This is a genomic window from Burkholderia sp. lig30 (genome assembly GCF_000687455.2).
Lineage (GTDB): Bacteria > Pseudomonadota > Gammaproteobacteria > Burkholderiales > Burkholderiaceae > Burkholderia.
The window spans coordinates 115,096-133,071 of the sequence record NZ_JGVW01000049.1; the positions used below are offsets into that span (position 1 = coordinate 115,096).

Consider the following 17,976-nt stretch of genomic DNA (forward strand, 5'->3'; position numbering starts at 1 on the left):
CGGCGCACCTTGCCGAAGACGCGCGTCGCGACGCGCCCGTTGCCGCACCCGCTCGCAGCGGCGTTCGTCGCATGTTGCGGCTCGTTGCGTATCTCGCTTATCCGGTCGTGATCCTGTGCGCGTGGCGCTGGGACTCGCCGCGCCAGGTCGGCTGCGCGCTGTTCGTGTTGCTGTGGCTGCAGCGGGTCGCGGGCACGGGCCCGCTCGCGGCGACGCTGCGCAAGCTGACGGCGGTGGACTGGATCGTCGTGGGGGTGCTCAATTGCGCGTCGGTGGCGATCGCGCTGACCGATAACGAGCTGCTGATGCGTCTGTATCCCGCACTGGTGAACCTCGGGCTGCTTGCCGCCTTCGGCGCGACGCTCGTGAACGGGCCATCGATGGTGGAAAAATTCGCCCGGCGCGCCTACCCCGATCCGCCCGCGCACGTGGTGCGCTACACGCGCCGCGTCACGCAGGTGTGGAGCGTGTTCTTCGCGATCAACGGCGCCTTCTCCGCGTATACGGCGTTTTGCTGGCCGCGCGACGCGTGGTCGCTCTACAACGGCGCGATCGCCTATTTGTTGATCGGCGCATTGCTGGTCGGGGAGATCGCCTGGCGCAAGTGGATCATGCTGCCGAGGGCAGCGCGGGCGGTGACGTCATGATCGCGCTGCACGAACTCCTGGACGCGGCGCGTGGCGCGGCGGGCACGCCGGTGTGCCGCGACGGCTCGGCCACGATCACCCTTCAGGCATTTCGCGCCCGTGCGCTTTGCATCGCCGCACAGGTGCACACCCTCCCGGGACAACGCTTCGCGCTGTGCAGCGACGATCCGTACACATTCGCATGCGCGCTGTTCGGCCTGCTGGCCGGCGGCAAGGAGCCGGTGATTCCGGGCAACGCGACGCCCGGCTATCTTGCGGAACTGGCCGATGCCTACGATGCGCTGCTCACCGATGCCGAGCTGACCGCGCTCGACGCCGATGCGGCGCGCGCGACGGGCGCGGACGCCGCACACTCGATCGATCCGGACGCGCGGCTCACGCTCTATACCTCCGGCAGCAGCGGGACGCCCAAAGCGGTCCACAAGACGCTCGGCCAGTTCGATGCCGAAGTCCGCACGCTCGAAGCGCAGTGGGGCGCGCTGCTCGGCGATGCGAACGTGCTCGCGAGCGTGCCGCATCACCATATCTACGGCATGCTGTTCCGCGTGTTCTGGCCGCTCGCGGCAGGACGCGCGCTCGACCGCGCAACCTGCGCCGATCCGCAGCAATTGCAGACACGCATCGCGCACTGCGGTGCGACGGTCGTCGTGTCGACGCCCGCACAACTGTCGCGCTGGCCCGATCTGCCCGGCTTCGCGACGCTCGAGCCCAGGCCGCGCGCGTTCTTCTCGTCGGGCGGTCCGTTGTCGCCGGAAAGCGCACAGCAGTTCGCCGCGACGTTCGGCAACGCGCCGCGCGAAATCTACGGCAGCACGGAAACGGGCGGGATCGCGTGGAGAATGCAAAGCGAATCGGACGCATGGCAGCCAATGCCGGGCATCGACGTGCGGCGCACCGACGACGGGGCGCTCGCCGTGCGCTCGCCACATCTCGGCCACGACGACTGGCATCGCACCGACGATGCAGCCGCGTTCGACGGCGACGGACGCTTTCGCCTGCAAGGCCGCCTCGACCGCGTGGTCAAGCTCGACGGCAAACGCGTGTCGCTCGCGGAACTCGAAAACCGTCTGCAGCAGCATCCGTTTGTCGCGCAGGCCGCGACGACGCCGATCGACGGCCCGTCGCGCGAGCGCATCGGCGCGCTCGTGGTGCTCTCCGGCGCGGGCAACGAAGCGCTGCGCCGCGAAGGCCGCGTCCAGCTCGTGAAGACCCTGCGCCGCCATCTCGCCGCGCATGTCGAGGTGGCGGCACTGCCGCGCTACTGGCGCTTCCGCGCGGCATTGCCGTTCGACGCGCGCGGAAAGCTGCGCGCCGCCGACATCGCCCGCATGTTCGACGTGCGAGATGAGGGCTTCGAGATACTGGCCGAGGCCAGCTGCGACAACGAGCACTTCTATGAGCTGCACGTGCCGGACACGCTGGTCCATTTTGCGGGTCACTTCCCCGGTTTGCCGATCCTGCCGGGCGTCGTGCAGGTCGACTGGGCCGTGCGGCTCGCGAGCGAGCATGTGCCGGCGGCCCGGGCGCCGCACTCGATCGACCAGTTGAAGTTCATGGCGCCGGTGCTCGGCGGTGCGATGCTCAGGCTCGTGCTGACGCACGACGCGGCGCGCCGGCGCGTGCAATTCGCGTATCGCCTCGGCGAGCGCGTCTGCACGTCCGGCGTCATCGTCTACGGGGAGCCGGCATGAGCGTGAGCGCCTGTGTGGTGATCCCGATCTACAACCACAAGGATGCGATCGGCGCGACGGTCGCCAACCTGATCGGGCACGGCCTGCCGCTCATCGTCGTCGACGATGGCAGCGACGACGCGACCCGGCAGGTGCTCGCCGGACTCGCGCAGCGGTACGCCGGCCAGCTCACGCTGCTGCACTTGCCGGTCAACGGCGGCAAAGGCGCGGCGGTGATGGCCGGTCTTCGCGCGGCACGTGCGGCGGGTTTCACGCACGCGCTGCAGATCGACGCCGACGGCCAGCACGACACGTCCGACGTACCCCGCTTTCTCGACGCCGCGCGCGCGAAACCGGACGCCATGATCGTCGGGTGCCCGGTCTATGACGAATCCGTTCCGAAAGCGCGTCTGTATGGACGCTATCTGACGCACGTCTGGGTGTGGATCGAAACCTTGTCGTTCACGATTCGCGATTCGATGTGCGGGTTTCGTCTGTACCCGCTTGCCATCACCGGCGCATTGATCGACAGCGTCGCGCTGCCGACCCGCATGGACTTCGACATCGAGATCCTGGTGCGGCTGCAATGGCGGCGTGTCGAGTTCGTGTGGGTGCCGACCGCGGTGACCTACGACGCGGACGGCGTGTCGCACTTCGACGTGCTGTGGGACAACGTGCGGATCAGCCGTACTCATACGCGGCTCGTGGCCGGCATGCTGGCACGGCTGCCGCTGTTGCTGGCGCACAAGCTTCTGCCGCGCCGCGCACCGGCGCCGGCGAATGCCGGCGGCACGCACTGGTGGCGCATGGCGGAGCGGGGCAGCCACCTCGGCATGATGCTGCTGGTGCTGGGATGCCGTCTCGTGGGCCCGCGCCTCACTGCGCTCTGGCTGTATCCGATCGTCGCCTATTTCCTGCTGACCGGGCGCCCCGCGCGCGAGGCTTCGCGGCGCTACTTCGCGCAACTCCGGCAGTTCTCGCCGCGCGAGAACACGCCGCGCCCCGGCTGGCGCTCCGCATACCGGCACATGCTCGCGTTCGCGCGATCGGGCCTGGACAAGCTGGCCGCCTGGTCGGGCCGGATCGACCTGGCCGACGTCGAACTGGATGACGGCGGCGCCCTGGACGCGTTGATCGAAAGCGGGCGCGGTGCGCTGATCATCGGCTCGCACCTGGGCAACCTCGAAATGGCGCGCGCGCTGGCGGTGCGCGGCGCGCAAACGAAGGTGACGGCGATCGTCTATACCGAGCACGCCCGCCGCTTCAACCGCGCGCTCGCCACCGCGCACCGCGATTTCGCGGAGCACATGGTCGAGGTCAACGACTTCGGCCCGCAGACCGCGTTGATGATGCAGGCGCGCATCGACCGCGGCGAGTGGCTCGTGATCGTCGGCGACCGGACGCCCGCGCGCGAATCGGACCGGACCACGCACGTGCCGTTTCTCGGCGCGAGCGCGCCGTTCGCGCAAGGGCCGTACGTGCTGGCCCACGTGCTCGCGTGCCCCGTCTACCTGTTCTTCTGCCTGAAGGAGCGCGACGGATACCGGCTCTACTTCGAGCCGTTCGCCGAGCGCATCGAACTGCCGCGGCGCGAACGCGCCGCGCATCTCGCGTCATGGACGCAACGCTATGCCGAGCGCCTCGAGCACTACTGCTGCAAGGCGCCTTACCAATGGTTCAATTTCTACGATTTCTGGGCGCGCCCCAGTGGAGGCGCGAATGGCCGAACATGACCTGAACGATGCCGGCGCCGGCGTCGCCGCGGATGCCGTCGTGATCGGCGGCCGGCGGCTCGCCATCGAGGAAGTGGTCGCGGTGGCGCGGCAGTGCGCGTCCGTCCGCCTGAGCACCGACCCCGTATGGCGCAGCCGGATTGCGCGCGGCGCCGATTTCCTGCGCCGTCATCTCACGTCGGGGGCGACCGTCTACGGCGTCAATACGGGCTATGGCGACGCATGCGTCGTCGACGTGCCGATGGAGCTGGTCGAAGCGCTGCCGCTGCAACTCACGCGCTATCACGGCTGCGGGATGGGCGCGTATCTCGATCGCGAGCAGACACTCGCCGTGATCGTCGCGCGGCTGAACTCGCTCGCCTACGGATTCTCCGGCGTGCGGCCGGTGTTGCTCGAACGCGTGGCAGACCTGATCAATCATCGCGTGCTGCCACGCATCCCGTCGGAGGGTTCGGTTGGCGCGAGCGGCGACCTGACGCCGCTGTCGTACGTCGCCGCGGCGCTGGTCGGCGAGCGCGACGTGTTGTTCCACGACGTGCCGTGCACTGCGCGCGAGGCCTGGCTGGCGCTCGGCCACGAGCCGCTCACGCTCGCGCCCAAGGAAGGCCTCGCGCTGATGAACGGCACGGCAGTGATGACGGGGCTCGCGTGTCTCGCGTTTGCGCGCGCGTCGGATCTGGCGCGGCTCGCCGCGCGTCTGACGGCGCTGTCGACCGTCGCGCTCGACGGCCGGGCCGCGCATTTCGATCCGTTGATCTTCGAAGCGAAGCCGCACGCCGGCCAGGCCGAAGCGGCCGCGTGGATTCGCGACGACCTGACCGGGCGCGCCGACACGGCCGGGCACCGGCTGCAGGACCGCTATTCGATTCGCTGCGCGCCGCACGTCATCGGTGTCGCCTGCGACGCGCTCAGCTGGGTGCGCCGCGACGTCGAGAACGAACTGAACAGCGCCAACGACAACCCGCTGATCGACCCCGACGGCGAGCGCGTGCTGCACGGGGGCAACTTCTACGGCGGGCATATCGCGTTCGCGATGGATGCGCTGAAGACGGCGGTCGCCAATCTCGCCGACCTGATGGACCGGCAACTCGCGCTGCTCGTCGACGACAAGTTCAACAACGGCCTGCCGCGCAACCTGTCCGGCGCGACGTCGGCGCGCGCGCCGATCAATCACGGCTTGAAGGCAGTGCAGATTTCGTCGTCCGCGTGGACGGCCGAAGCGCTCAAGCACACGATGCCGGCGAGCGTGTTTTCGCGCTCGACCGAAGCGCACAACCAGGACAAGGTCAGCATGGGCACGATCGCCGCGCGGGATTGCCTGCGCGTGCTGGAACTGACCGAACAGGTGGCGGCCGCGCATACGCTCGCGACCGTGCAAGCCGCGCAACTGCGCTTGCGCATCAACGGCGCGACGGTCATCCCCGAGCCGCTGCGCACGTTCATCGACGACGTTCGCGCAGGCTCGCCGTTCATCGACGAGGACCGGGCGCTCGAACACGAATTGCGCGCGCTGACGGCGCGTATCGCGGCGGGCGAGCTCGTCGGCCACGCGTGCGAGGTCGCAGCATGAACGACACACCCACCCTCCTGACCGCAAGCGCGGACATCGAAGTGCCGTTCCACGACGTCGACGCGATGAACGTGTGCTGGCACGGCCACTACCTGAAGTACTTCGAGATCGGCCGTGCCGCGCTGTTGCGCGAATTCGACTACGACTACCGCGAGATGCAGGCATCGGGCTATCTGTGGCCGGTCGTCGAGGCGCACCTGAAGTACGTGCGCCCCGCCGTCTACGGGCAGAAGCTCGAAGTGCGCGCGCAACTGCTCGAACACGAAAACCGCCTGAAGATCGGCTACGAGATTTTCGATCGCGCGTCGGCCACCCGCCTGACCAAGGGATACACGATCCAGGTCGCGGTCAGCGCGGCGACGCAGGAGCTGCAATTCGTGTCGCCGCCCGTCGTGTTCGAGAAGCTGGAGCGCGCATGGGCACGCTGACGCTCCGAGCCGCGGCCGCGGTCGTGCTGCTCGCGTCGCAGGCGCACGCGCAGGTGTCGCCGGCCGGTTCCTCCGCGCCCGCCCAGCCCGCCCGGCTGGCCGTGTCAGCCGCCTCCAGCGTGCCCGCGAGCGACATCGCGCTCGTGTCGCAGATCGCGGCCCACCTGGCGCAGGCGAAAGGCGTCCGCGCGCGTTTCACGCAAACGCAGACGCTGGCCGCGATGAAGGCCCCGCTCGTCAGCACGGGCTCGCTGCTGTTGTTCCGCGAACGCGGCGTGATCTGGCAGGTCGATACGCCTTACAAGGCGACCTGGGTGATGAGCGATGCCGGCATCGCCGAGATCAACGCCGCGGGCCAGCGGGTGGCGGGCCGGAACGCGCAGGGGGCGCGCGGCGCCGCCGAAATCTCGAAGATGATGCGCGCGATGCTGGCCGGCGACCTGAGCGCGCTGTATTCGCAGTTCGATGTGGAAGCGCATGGCGCGCCGGGCCATTGGCAAATGCGCCTCACCCCGAACCAGCCGCAGCTCGCGCAGTCGATCCGCACGTTGCAGATGAGCGGCGGCGCCTATTTGCAGCGCGTGCGGATCGGGCTGGCGAACGGCGACGTCACGCAGATCGACTTCGACGGCAGCACGGCCGTGACCAACCTGACACCCGCCGACCGGGCGCTGTTCGGAACGCCATAGTGGACACGCTTCAACCTCGCACCGCCCGAGCAGCGTGGCGCCTGCGCGCCGCGTGGCTGCTGCTCGCGCTCGCGGCGGCGCTCTACTGCGCGTGGCGCTTCGCAGGCCCGTCGCCGCTGCAGACCAACCTGCTCGCATTGCTGCCGGTCACCGAGGCCGATCCGATCGCGGAAGAAGCCGTCGACCGGCTCGCCGGCGCGCTCGGCAACCGGGCCGTGTTCCTCGTGACGAGCGACAACGCGGCGCACGCGAAAGCCGCGGCGAAGCAGTTGGGCGCGACGCTCGCGGCGAGCGGCGCCTTCAGCTCGGTAACCGCGCAATTGCCGCCGTTCGACGTGTCGCAGATCGCGCGGTTCTATTCGCCCTATCGCTTCGGCTTGCTCGCGCCGGCTGATCGCCCGCTCGTCGCCGGCGGCCCGACGGCGCTGCAGGATGCGCTCGCACAGCGTCTCTACGGACTGCCGAGCGCCGGCCTCGCCACGCCGCTCGCCGACGATCCGTTCGGCTGGCTGCAGCACTGGCTGGCCGGATTGCCGCTCGCGACGTCGAACCTGACGATCGAGGACGGCCTGCTCGTCGCGCATCGCGGCGCGTCGACCCGCGTGCTGGTCGTCGCGACGCTGCCGGGATCGGCGTACGAGGCCGATGTCCAGCGCGCCGTGCGCGCGGCGGTCGCGCGCGGCGAAGCGGCCGTGAAAGCGGCGCGCCCCGATGTCACGGTCGCCAGAACCGGCGCCGTGTTCTACGCCGAAGCCGCGCGCGCGGCGTCCGAGCGCGAAATGCACGCGATCGGCATCGTGTCCGTGGTCGGGATCGCGTTGCTGATGTTGTGGATTTTCCGCTTGCCGCACCTGATCGTGCTCGGCTTCGTGTCGACCGCGCTCGGCATCCTCTGCGCGCTCGCGGCGACGCTGCTCGTGTTCGGCAAGCTGCATTTGCTGACGCTCGTGTTCGGCGCGAGCCTGATCGGCGAGGCCGTCGATTATTCGATCCAGTACTTCGTCGTCTATCTCGGCGCGCAGCGCGGCTGGCATCCGCAGCGCGGCGCCCGCGAGGTCTTGCCGGCACTGACCGTGGCGCTCGCGACCAGCCTGGTCGGCTACGCGATCCTCGCCTTCGCGCCGTTCCCGGCGCTCAAGCAGATCGCGTGCTTCGCGATGGTCGGAATCGCGACGGCGTTTGCATCGGTGATCTGGCTGCTGCCCTCGCTGCTCACGCGTCCGGCAACACGTAGTCCGCACACGTTGTTCGCGGTGGCCGCAACGATGCTGGCGAAGTGGCACGCGCTGATCGGCGGGCGGCGGGCACTGTTCGTCACCGCGTTGCTGGCGCTGTTCGCGGTGCCGGGCTGGCTGCAGATCGTCAGCGACGACGATATCCATCTGCTGATCCAGCGCGACCGGTCGCTCGTCGCGCAGGAGCGCGAGGTCGGCGATGCGGTCGGGGTCGACAGCGGCTCGCAGTTTTTCGTTGTGCGAGGCGCGTCGCAGGAGCAGGTGCTCGAACGCACCGAAGCGCTGGGCGACAAGCTCGATGCACTGACGGGCCCGTCCCGGGTCAGCGGCTGGCAATCCGTGACGTCGTTCGTGCCGTCCGCCCGGCAGCAGCAGGCGGACCGGGCGCTGGTCGCCGCGCACGGATTCAACGATCCGGCCGCGTTGCGTGCGCTGCTGGCCCGGGCGGGCTTCCGCGACGAGGTCGCCGACGGGTGGCTCGCCGCGTACGCGAAATCGGCCGGGGCGGTGCTGCATGTCGACAGCTGGCTCGCCGAACCCTGGTCGCAGCCGTTCCGTCATCTGTGGCTCGGGCGCTCGGCCAGCACGCCGGGCGCGTTCGCCTCGGTCGTCATCCCGCAGGGCGTGTCCGCGTCGAACGAAGCGGCGTTGATCGCGGTCGCGCAATCGCTGCCCGGCGTGAGCTTCGTCGACAAGGCAGCGAGCGTGTCCCGGCTGTTCGGCGCATATCGCGTCGACAGCGGCATCTGGCTGGCCGGTGCGCTGCCGCTCGTGCTGGTGATGCTGATGGTGCGTTACGGGCTGCGCGGCGGCATCGAGGTCGCGCTGCCGGCATGGCTCGCGATCGGCGTCACGCTCGCCGTGTTCGGATACGCGCGCATCCCCCTCAATCTCTTCAACTCGCTCGCGCTGATGCTCGTGATCGGCGTCGGCGCGAACTACGCGGTGTTCCTGCGCGAAGGCGCGATGCGCGCCCGGACCGATCTCGGTGCGGTGTGGACCGGTGTGCTGCTGTCGGCGTCGACCACCCTGCTGTCGTTCGGCATGCTCGGCATGAGTTCGATGCCGGCGCTGAGGAGCTTCGGCTCGACGCTGTCGCTGGGCATCATGGTGTCCGTGCTGCTCGCGCCGATGGGCATCCCCGCGACTCAACGGAGGAGCGCGTGATCGCGCCACGAATCTATCTGCATGCGCTCGGCATGATCAATGCGCTCGGCGACGACGTGGAAGCGATCGCCGCTGCACTGGCGAACGGCCGCGCCCCCGGCATGGGCCCGATCGAGACGCGCGCCGGCACCCGCTTCGCCGGCCGCGTGACGGCGCCGCTCAAGCTTGCGCCGCCTGCCGCGCTGGCCGCTTACGACTGCCGCAACAACCGCCTGCTGCTCGCCGCGCTCGCGCAAATCCGGCCCGCGATCGAGGCCGCGCGCGCGCGCTTCGGCGCGCGCCGCATCGGCGTGGTGCTCGGCACCAGCACGTCGGGCATCGGCGCGGCCGAAGCCGCACTCGCCCAACGCTCGCAAACCGGCGCCATGCCGCCCGCGTTCGACTACCGGCAGATGGAAATCGGCACGGCCGCGCCGTTTGCCGCCGCCGCACTGGATCTGCAAGGCCCGGCGTTCACGATCTCGACCGCGTGCACGTCGAGCGCGAAGGCGTTCGTGTCGGCGCGCCGCCTGCTGCAGCTCGGGCTGTGCGACGCGGTCGTCGCAGGCGGAGTCGATTCGCTATGCGAACTGACGCTGCAGGGCTTCGCATCGCTCGAATCGACCAGCGCGACGCGCATGAACCCGATGAGCGCGAAGCGCCGCGGGATCAACATCGGCGAAGGTGCCGCGGTCTTTCTGATGAGTCGCGACGAGGCGCCGGTGGCGCTCGTCGGCGCCGGCGAATCGAGCGACGCGCATCATATTTCCGCCCCCGATCCGCAAGGCGTCGGCGGCGAGCTCGCGCTGCGTGCCGCGCTCGACAACGCAGGCATTGCGCCGTCGGCGGTCGGCTACGTCAATCTGCACGCGACCGCGACCGTGAAGAACGACCAGATGGAAGCGCATCTGATGTCCCGAGTCTTTCCGCAGGGCGTCGCCGCGAGCGGCACGAAACCGCTGACGGGCCACCAGCTCGGCGCGGCCGGCGCAAGCGAGCTGGGATTCGCGTGGCTGACGCTGGCGCGCGACGATGTCCCGTTGCCTCGCCACGTGTGGGACGGCGAAGCCGATCCCGCGTTGCCCGCGCTCGATCTCGTCGAAGACGAACGCTATCTGCCGCGCGGCACGGGCACGCAATACGCGATGAGCAATTCGTTCGCGTTCGGCGGCAGCAATGTCAGCCTGATTCTTGCCCGGTGACGACACGATGACCGAGTCAGTTTTTCCCCTTCCCGCCGACGCGGACAACACGCTCCCGCCGATCGAACAGATCATCCCCCATCGCGGGACGATGCTGCTGCTCGACGCGGTCGCCACGTGCAGCGACGAATCGCTGACCGCGCTTGCGACGGTGCGCGGCGACGCGTGGTACGCCGATGCCGACGGTGCGATGCCGGCATGGATCGGCATCGAACTGATGGCGCAGGCGATCGCGGCCCATGTCGGGCTGCTGTCGATGCGTGCCGGCGAACGTGTGCGGCCCGGCGTGCTGCTGGGCACGCGCCGCTATGAGGCGCTCACGCCGGCATTCGCCCGCGACGCCCGGTTGCGCATTTCGGTGCACGAGCTGCTGCGCGGCGACGAAGGCCACGGCGCGTACGGATGCCGGATCGAACACGATGGCGCGGTGTGTGCCGAAGCGATCGTGAAGGTCTATCAGCCGCGCGATTTCCAGTCATTTATCGAGGAGAGTTCCAAGCCATGAGCCGGCGCGTTCTCATTACCGGCGCAAGCCGTGGCATCGGCCGCGCGATCGCCTGTCAACTGGCTGCGGACGGCTTTGCCGTGTCCGTGCATTGCCGTCAGGGCCGCGACGAAGCGGAAGCCGTTGCGGCAGGCATCATCGCGCAAGGCGGCACCGCCACCGTGCTGCAGTTCGACGTGCGCGACCGCGCCGCCTGTCGCGCGGTGCTCGAAGCGGACGTGGCCGCGCACGGCGCGTACTACGGCATCGTCTGCTGCGCGGGCGTGACCCGCGACGCGGCGTTTCCCGCCCTCACCGACGAAGACTGGGATCTTGTGATCGAAACTGGTCTCGACGCGTTCTACAACGTCGTTCATCCGCTGACGATGCCGATGGTCCGCGCGCGACAAGGCGGGCGGATCGTGACCGTCTCGTCGGTGTCCGGCGTAATCGGCAATCGCGGGCAGGTCAACTACAGCGCCGCGAAAGCCGGCCTGATCGGCGCGACGAAGGCGCTCGCGGTGGAGCTCGCGACGCGCGGCATCACCGTGAACAGCGTCGCGCCGGGGCTGATCGACACGGGCATGCTCGACGACGTGCCGCTCGAACACGCGCTGAAAGCCGTGCCGATGAACCGGGTCGGGCAACCGGCCGAAGTCGCCGCGGTGGTCAGCTTCCTGATGTCGGACGCGGCGTCGTATGTCACGCGCCAGGTGATCGGCGTCAACGGCGGGATGGTGTGATGAAGCGCGTCGTCATTACCGGCATGGGCGGCGTCACGGCGCTCGGCAATTCCTGGGATGAAATCGAAACCGCGTTGACGCTCGGCCGCAACGCGGTGCAGCGCATCCCCGACTTCGACTATTTCCAGTCGCTTCACACGCGGCTCGCGTGCCCGATTCCGAAGCTGGCGACGCCCGCGCACTATCCGCGCAAGAAGACGCGCTCGATGGGGCCGGTGTCGCTCTACGCGGTGCGCGCAAGCGAGCTCGCCCTCACCGACGCCGGCCTGCTCGACGATCCGTCGATCAAGGATGGCCGCATGGGCGTGGCCTACGGCTCGTCGTCCGGTTCGGTCGAACCGATCCGCGCGTTCGGCAAGATGCTGGACACCGGCTCGATGAGCGACGTGACGTCCAACAGCTACGTGCAGATGATGCCGCACACGACGGCGGTGAACGTCAGCCTGTTCTGGGATCTGAAGGGGCGCATCGTGCCGACATCGTGCGCGTGCGCGTCGGGCAGCCAGGCGATCGGCTACGCATACGAGGCGATCGCGCACGGCAAGCAGACCCTGATGCTCGCGGGCGGAGCCGAGGAGCTGTCGGGGCCCGCGGTCGCCGTATTCGACACGCTTTACGCCACCAGCACCCGCAATGACGAGCCGCACCTGACGCCGCGCCCGTTCGACGCGGCGCGCGACGGCCTCGTGGTCGGCGAGGGTGCCGCCACGCTGGTGCTCGAGGAGTACGAGCACGCGCTTGCGCGCGGCGCGCGCATTCACGCGGAGATCGTCGGCTTCGGCTGCAATTCGGACGGCGCGCACATGACGCAACCGACCGCCGCGACGATGGCGACGGCGATGCAGCTCGCACTGCGCGACGCCGGGCTGCCTGCCGACGCGATCGCGTACGTGAACGCACACGGCACGTCGACCGACCGCGGCGACATCGCGGAAAGCCACGCGACCGCCGAAACCTTCGGCGCGCGCATGCCGATCAGTTCGCTGAAGAGTTACATCGGCCATACGCTGGGCGCATGCGGTGCGATCGAAGCATGGTGGACGATCGAGATGATGAAGCGCAACTGGTACGTACCCACGCTGAACCTGACCCACGTCGATCCGGCCTGCGCGAGCCTCGACTACATCGTCGGCGCGCCGCGCGCAATCGATGCCGAGTACGTGATGAGCAACAACTTCGCGTTCGGCGGCGTGAATACGTCGCTGATCTTCAGGCGAGCCGGATGAGCCAGCCCGGAACACGGACGGCGGACGGCATGCGGCGTGTGGTCGTGACCGGGATGGGCATCGTGTCCTGTCTCGGCAACGCGCTCGACAGCGTGTCGGCCGGCCTGCGGGCGGGCCGCCGCGGCATCGTCCGCGTCGACGCCTGGCGCGAGCGCGGCTTCGCGAGCCAGGTCGCGGCCGTCGCGTCGGTCGCCGACGAAACGCCGTTCGACCGCAAGCACGAACGCTTCATGGGCGATACCGCGCGCTTCGCGTGTCACGCGGCACGCAACGCGATGGCCGACGCGGGTCTCGATCCGGACGCGCTGCGCACGCCGTCCGCCGGCGCCATCATCGGTTCCGGTGTCGGCACGTTGTCGGCCTACGACAGCGCGATGGCGATCGCCGGCGCGCACGGGATCGATCGCCTGCGGCCGTATACGGTGCCGCAGGCCATGAGCAGCACGACCTCGGCGAACGTGGCGAACGTGTTCGGCATACAAGGGGCAACGTACTCGCCGTCGTCGGCCTGCACGACCTCGGCGCTCGCGATCGGCCAGGCGATGCAGCTGCTCCAGACCGGCCGGCAGGAGATCGTGCTGGCCGGGGGCAGCGAAGCGCTGCACGACAACATGACGCTGATGTTCGATGCGATGGGCACGTTGTCGCGCGGGTTCAACGACACGCCCGAGCGGGCCTCGCGACCGTACGACGCCGGCCGCGACGGCTTCGTGATCGGATCCGGCGCAGGCGTCCTGGTGCTCGAAACGCTCGAACGCGCGCGCAAGCGCGGTGCGCGCATCCATGCGGAGCTGACCGGCTTCGGTCATTGCACCGATGGCGCAGGCATGGTCACGCCGCGTGCGGGCGGCATCGCCCGCGCGATCCGGGCGGCGCTCGACGAAGCCGGCGAGCGGCCCGACTACATCAACACGCACGCGCCTTCGACGCCGCTGGGCGATCTGGAAGAGCTGCATGCGCTGCGCGCCGTGTTCGGCAGCGACATGCCGCCGTTCTCGTCCACGAAGGGGCTGACCGGCCATCCACTCGGTGCATGCGGCGCGCAGGAGGCCATCTACACGCTGCTGATGATGCGCGATCGCTACATGGCCGGCAGCGCGGGCATCGAAGATCTGGATGCCAACGCGGCGGGGCTGCCGCTCGTGCAGGCGTCGCGCGATGCCGTCGTCGGCGCGGCGCTGTCTGTTTCATTCGGGTTCGGCGGCAGTTGCGCGAGCCTGATGTTTCGCGCATGGAATGAAGATCCATGGTTCTGACAATCACCACAACAAGGAAATCATGAAGCAAACACGTCTCATGCTGGGCGCGCTCGCCGTCGTCGCACTGACGCAGGCCGGTTGCGGGACTCAGGTCAAGTCGCTGCCGTTGCAACCGGTTGCCGCGCATCCGGCCAACGGCTCGGATGTCGCGTTGTATTTCGGTTCGCAGAAGCATCCGGCCGTGCAGCGCCAGCTCGGTGACGTGTCGTATTCGGTGCGGATTGCCCGTGCGTCGGACGATGCCGACACCGCGTGCGGCAAGGCGCTGTCGGAGGCACTCGGCAAATTGCGCGCGAACGCGAAGGAACATGGCGCCGACGCGGTGATCGACGTGACGACCCGCTTCCATTCGACCGAATCCGATTCCGACACCCAATACACATGCGGCGTGAGCCCCAGCGCGGCGGCGATCGCCGTGAATGGCAAGCGCGTCGTGTTGCAGTCGAACTGAACCCGCGGGGAATGACGATGAAAAAACCTTTGATGCTGGTCACGCTCTGCGCGGCGCTCGCAACATCGCACGCGTTCGCGCGCGATACGATCGACAACTACCCGGTCGCCGATGCGCTCGGCAGCGAACCGGGCAAGGTCGGCGACGACGTCGCGCTCTACTTCGCCGGCCAGCCGCATCCGGCCGTGCGGAAGTCGTTCGGCCATTTCGCGACGAACAAGAAGACGAACGCGTTCGGCAAGAGCGATCTGGAGGCGTGCCAGCATGTGTTCCTGTCAGCCGTGATCGAGCTGCAGGATCGGGCGCGCAAGGAAGGCGGCAATGCCGTCATCAACATCCAGAGCAATTACCGGAACGAGCTGCGCTCGAGCGCCGCCGAGTTCACCTGCGGCGCGGGCGCGATCATCGCCGGTGTCGCGCTGGTGGGCGACGTGGTGACGCTGAAGGCCGCGAAGAAGTAACGCTGCGGGTTCGGGCAGCGGCCGGCGGGCGCGGACCGCTGCCGCTGCCGCTGCCACTCAGCCCGCTTTGACGGCCGCCACGTTGACGAGCGTTTCGCGCCGCTTGCCGGGCTTCGGACGATGCAGGCCGAGGCGCTCGAACAAGCCGAAATCCGTCGCGCGGCTCCACCAGAGATAGGGCAGGGAAACGTTGTGCGGACGGAAGCTGAAGCCGGCGCGTCGAATCATGTCGAGATAGCCGTCGGCGCTTTTCTGGACCTGCATCGGGTGACGGAACAGCAGCCGGATCACCCACGACTTGATGTATTCCTCGGTGGATTCGGCGAACAGCAGCACGCCACCGGGCTTCAGGACGCGATGGAACTCGGCGAGCGCGCGCTCCTGCTCGACGAGGTGATGGAAGGTCTGATGGCAGAACACGATGTCGGCGCTCGCGGACGGCAGCGGCAGGTTCGCGCAATCGCCGTGCAGCAGTTCGATATCCGCGAGCGACGGCGACTGAGCCCGGCACGCGCGTGCGGCTTCGGCCGCGCGTGCGAGCGATGCCTCGTGGTAGTCGACGCCGACGATGCGGCCCGGCCGAAAGGCGTCCGCGAGCAGGCGGAACGACTTGCCTTGCCCGCAGCCGACGTCGACGATCGTCGGTGCATCGGGCAGCGGCGCATCGATCCGCGGCTTGAGATCGTTGATCGCCACCCGGAGCACATGATGCTCCCAGGTGTGGGTTTGCAGGAACCAGACCCCGAAAGCCGTCTCCGGCACGAAAGACACACTGGATGTTTCGGATGACGACATGTTTTCCCCGGCGCGTGTTCAGTTTTATATGATTGCGCGACATTGTAATAGCAGGGGCTTCCGCAAGGGCAATTGCAGCATGCGGCAGCCGCCAGACGAGACGACACGAGATTAGAGGAAGCAGTGAGCACTATTTCATCGCATGAAAACGACGTCGACGTGGCGATCATCGGCGCGGGTCCGGCGGGGGCGGTTGCCGCCGCGTTGCTGAGAAAGGCGGGGCGCTCGGTGCTCGTGCTCGAACGGCAGCACTTTCCGCGCTTCTCGATCGGCGAGAGCCTGCTGCCGCAGAGCATGGCCTACCTCGAGGAAGCCGGCATGCTGCAGGCGGTGGTCGAAGCCGGCTTCCAGCACAAGAACGGCGCGCGTTTCGTGTGGCGCGACCGGTCGTCGTCATTCGACTTCCGCGACAAGCATTCGCCGGGATGGGGCACGACGTATCAGGTGGAACGCGCGCAGTTCGACGATCTGCTGATTCGCTGCGCGGCGCAGCAAGGCGCCGACGTACGGTTCGGCCATACGGTGCGCGAGATGCATCCGGGCAGCGCACCGGTGCTCGACGTGATCGATGAAGACGGACGCAGCTACGAGGTCCGTGCCCGCTTCGTGTTCGATGCGAGCGGTTTCGGCCGCGTGCTGCCGCGTCTGCTGAAGCTCGAGGCGCCGACGCGGCTGCCGACGCGTGCGGCCATCTTCAGCCATGTCCGCGACGGCTTGCCGCTCGACGCGATCGACCGCAACAAGATCTGCGTGGCGACCCACCCCGAGCGGCGCGACGTCTGGTTCTGGATGATTCCGCTGGCGGGCGGCCGTTCTTCGGTGGGCTGCGTGGCGGAGGCCGCGTTTCTGGATGTGCCGGAAGCGGCGCGGGAAGCCAAGCTGCGCGAGTTGATCCGGCAGGAGCCCACGCTCAACCGCCTGATCGGCGATGCGCCGTTCCTGATGCCGGTGAACCAGATCGGCGGTTACTCGGCCAATGTGGAGCGTCTGCACGGCCCCGGCTACGCACTGCTCGGCAATGCCGGCGAGTTCCTCGATCCGGTGTTTTCGTCCGGCGTGACCATCGCGTTGCGCTCCGCACATCTGGCCGTGCAAACGCTCGAGCGCCAGCTCGGCGGCGAACAGGTGGACTGGCTCGCCGACTACGATGTGCCGCTGCGCAAGGGCATCGACACGTTCCGCGTGTTCGTCGAGCGTTGGTACACGGGCGAGTTGCAGGACATCATTTACTACCCGAACCAGACGCCGGTGATTCGCCGCATGATCAGCTCGATCCTCGCCGGATACGCGTGGGACGAATCGAACCCCTACGTGACCGAGCCGGCGCGGAGGCTCGCCGTGCTCCACGACGCGTGCACCAGGTCTTGAGCGATGGGACGGGAGGCGACGACAGCTCAAGCCGGTGAGCGCCACCCGCCGACGACACCTGATGAATCGAGGAGGCTGAGTGCCTGACACCGATACGCTGGTCAAGATGTCGCTCTACGTGGCGCTTGTACTGCTCCTGCCGGGACCGACCAATACGCTGTTGCTGTCGTCGGGACTGAGGGTCGGCCTGCGCGGCACGTGGCGGCTCGTGATTGCCGAGGCGCTCGGCTATATCGTGGCGATCGCCGTGTGGGGATTCTTCCTGAGCGCGCTTGCCGCGAGCCGGCCGTGGCTGTTCGATGCGGTCAAGTTCGCGAGCGCCGCCTACATCCTGGGGCTGGCGGTCAGGATGTGGACCACGAGCCGCGCGCTGCAGGAACGCCCGGCCGCCGTCGTGACGTTCCGCGACCTGTTCGTCACGACCGTGCTGAACCCCAAGGCGCTGCTGTTCGCGAGCACGTTGTTTCCGATCGAAGCATTCCGGTCAGCCGGCTATTTCGTTTGGACGATCGCCGCATTCCTGACGGTGCTGGTGCCGATCGGCATCGGCTGGTCGTGCCTTGGGCGCCTGCTGATGTGGAAACGCTCGTGCGCCGCCCATACGCCGACGCTGTTGCGCGGCGCGTCGCTCGTGCTGCTGACGTTCTCCGGCACGCTGATGTATTCGATCGTGCATCGTTGAGCGGTGTGCGGGGGGATGTCGGCGCGACGTGCAAAGCAAAAAGCCCGCTAGCTTTCGCTGAGCGGGCTTCGATGTTGGTTGCGGGGGTAGGATTTGAACCTACGACCTTCGGGTTATGAGCCCGACGAGCTGCCAGACTGCTCCACCCCGCGGCGCGAAGTCTACTCGCACCACGGCGGGGCGTCAA

General features: G+C 68.4%; 17 protein-coding genes and 1 tRNA gene. 16 read left to right on the forward strand and 2 right to left on the reverse strand.

Features of this window, described 5'->3' with window-relative positions; translation table 11 throughout:
* Positions 1-71: 71 nt before the first annotated feature.
* From LIG30_RS03880 to LIG30_RS03945, 14 genes are read left to right on the forward strand one after another with little or no spacing between them, the layout of a single operon-like run.
* On the forward strand, positions 72-647 hold the full coding sequence (locus LIG30_RS03880) for a hypothetical protein (protein ID WP_442856839.1): 576 nt from the start codon (positions 72-74) through the stop codon (positions 645-647).
* A complete protein-coding gene (locus LIG30_RS03885; protein ID WP_038709958.1) occupies positions 644-2,338 on the forward strand; it encodes an AMP-binding protein in 1,695 nt (564 codons plus the stop codon). The genes LIG30_RS03880 and LIG30_RS03885 overlap by 4 nt, the downstream gene beginning before the upstream one ends.
* A complete protein-coding gene (locus LIG30_RS03890; RefSeq protein ID WP_038709789.1) occupies positions 2,335-4,050 on the forward strand; it encodes a glycosyltransferase family 2 protein in 1,716 nt (571 codons plus the stop codon). The genes LIG30_RS03885 and LIG30_RS03890 overlap by 4 nt, the downstream gene beginning before the upstream one ends.
* On the forward strand, positions 4,037-5,620 hold the full coding sequence (locus LIG30_RS03895) for an HAL/PAL/TAL family ammonia-lyase (protein ID WP_038709790.1): 1,584 nt from the start codon (positions 4,037-4,039) through the stop codon (positions 5,618-5,620). Before LIG30_RS03890 ends, LIG30_RS03895 begins: the two co-directional genes overlap by 14 nt.
* Complete coding sequence (locus tag LIG30_RS03900) at positions 5,617-6,048, forward strand: acyl-CoA thioesterase (RefSeq protein ID WP_038709792.1); 432 nt, start codon at positions 5,617-5,619, stop codon at positions 6,046-6,048. Before LIG30_RS03895 ends, LIG30_RS03900 begins: the two co-directional genes overlap by 4 nt.
* Positions 6,036-6,737: a LolA family protein gene (locus tag LIG30_RS03905; RefSeq protein WP_038709794.1), complete on the forward strand. Its 702-nt coding sequence runs from the start codon at positions 6,036-6,038 to the stop codon at positions 6,735-6,737. Before LIG30_RS03900 ends, LIG30_RS03905 begins: the two co-directional genes overlap by 13 nt.
* Complete coding sequence (locus tag LIG30_RS03910; protein ID WP_038709795.1) at positions 6,737-9,139, forward strand: MMPL family transporter; 2,403 nt, start codon at positions 6,737-6,739, stop codon at positions 9,137-9,139. The genes LIG30_RS03905 and LIG30_RS03910 overlap by 1 nt, the downstream gene beginning before the upstream one ends.
* On the forward strand, positions 9,136-10,320 hold the full coding sequence (locus LIG30_RS03915; RefSeq protein ID WP_038709796.1) for a beta-ketoacyl-[acyl-carrier-protein] synthase family protein: 1,185 nt from the start codon (positions 9,136-9,138) through the stop codon (positions 10,318-10,320). Before LIG30_RS03910 ends, LIG30_RS03915 begins: the two co-directional genes overlap by 4 nt.
* A 7-nt stretch (positions 10,321-10,327) precedes the next feature.
* The gene (locus tag LIG30_RS03920) at positions 10,328-10,825 is read left to right on the forward strand and encodes a hotdog family protein (protein ID WP_038709961.1); all 498 of its coding nucleotides are present in this window, start codon (positions 10,328-10,330) and stop codon (positions 10,823-10,825) included.
* On the forward strand, positions 10,822-11,547 hold the full coding sequence (locus LIG30_RS03925; protein WP_038709798.1) for a 3-ketoacyl-ACP reductase FabG2: 726 nt from the start codon (positions 10,822-10,824) through the stop codon (positions 11,545-11,547). Before LIG30_RS03920 ends, LIG30_RS03925 begins: the two co-directional genes overlap by 4 nt.
* On the forward strand, positions 11,547-12,773 hold the full coding sequence (locus LIG30_RS03930) for a beta-ketoacyl-ACP synthase (RefSeq protein WP_038709799.1): 1,227 nt from the start codon (positions 11,547-11,549) through the stop codon (positions 12,771-12,773). The genes LIG30_RS03925 and LIG30_RS03930 overlap by 1 nt, the downstream gene beginning before the upstream one ends.
* Complete coding sequence (locus tag LIG30_RS03935; RefSeq protein ID WP_038709800.1) at positions 12,770-14,029, forward strand: beta-ketoacyl synthase N-terminal-like domain-containing protein; 1,260 nt, start codon at positions 12,770-12,772, stop codon at positions 14,027-14,029. Before LIG30_RS03930 ends, LIG30_RS03935 begins: the two co-directional genes overlap by 4 nt.
* Positions 14,030-14,051: 22 nt before the next feature.
* Positions 14,052-14,483 (forward strand): hypothetical protein, encoded by a 432-nt coding sequence (locus LIG30_RS03940; protein WP_038709963.1) that lies wholly within the window; start codon positions 14,052-14,054, stop codon positions 14,481-14,483.
* 17 nt (positions 14,484-14,500) lie between these two features.
* Complete coding sequence (locus LIG30_RS03945) at positions 14,501-14,944, forward strand: excinuclease ABC subunit A (RefSeq protein WP_038709964.1); 444 nt, start codon at positions 14,501-14,503, stop codon at positions 14,942-14,944.
* A gap of 57 nt (positions 14,945-15,001) precedes the next feature.
* Here the strand turns inward: LIG30_RS03945 and LIG30_RS03950 are convergent, their stop codons facing one another.
* Complete coding sequence (locus LIG30_RS03950; protein ID WP_038709802.1) at positions 15,002-15,739, reverse strand: class I SAM-dependent methyltransferase; 738 nt, start codon at positions 15,737-15,739, stop codon at positions 15,002-15,004.
* Positions 15,740-15,862: 123 nt separating this feature from the next.
* On the opposite strand from LIG30_RS03950, the gene LIG30_RS03955 reads away from it, so the two are divergent.
* Together LIG30_RS03955 and LIG30_RS03960 are read left to right on the forward strand one after the other, a co-directional pair.
* Positions 15,863-17,107, forward strand: a complete 1,245-nt coding sequence (locus LIG30_RS03955) for an NAD(P)/FAD-dependent oxidoreductase (protein WP_038709803.1) — start codon at positions 15,863-15,865, stop codon at positions 17,105-17,107.
* 106 nt (positions 17,108-17,213) lie between these two features.
* The gene (locus LIG30_RS03960; protein WP_038709967.1) at positions 17,214-17,789 is read left to right on the forward strand and encodes a LysE family translocator; all 576 of its coding nucleotides are present in this window, start codon (positions 17,214-17,216) and stop codon (positions 17,787-17,789) included.
* Positions 17,790-17,864: 75 nt separating this feature from the next.
* Here LIG30_RS03960 and LIG30_RS03965 read toward each other — a convergent pair.
* Positions 17,865-17,941 (reverse strand) — tRNA-Met (locus tag LIG30_RS03965).
* Between the last annotated feature and the right edge of the window lie 35 nt (positions 17,942-17,976).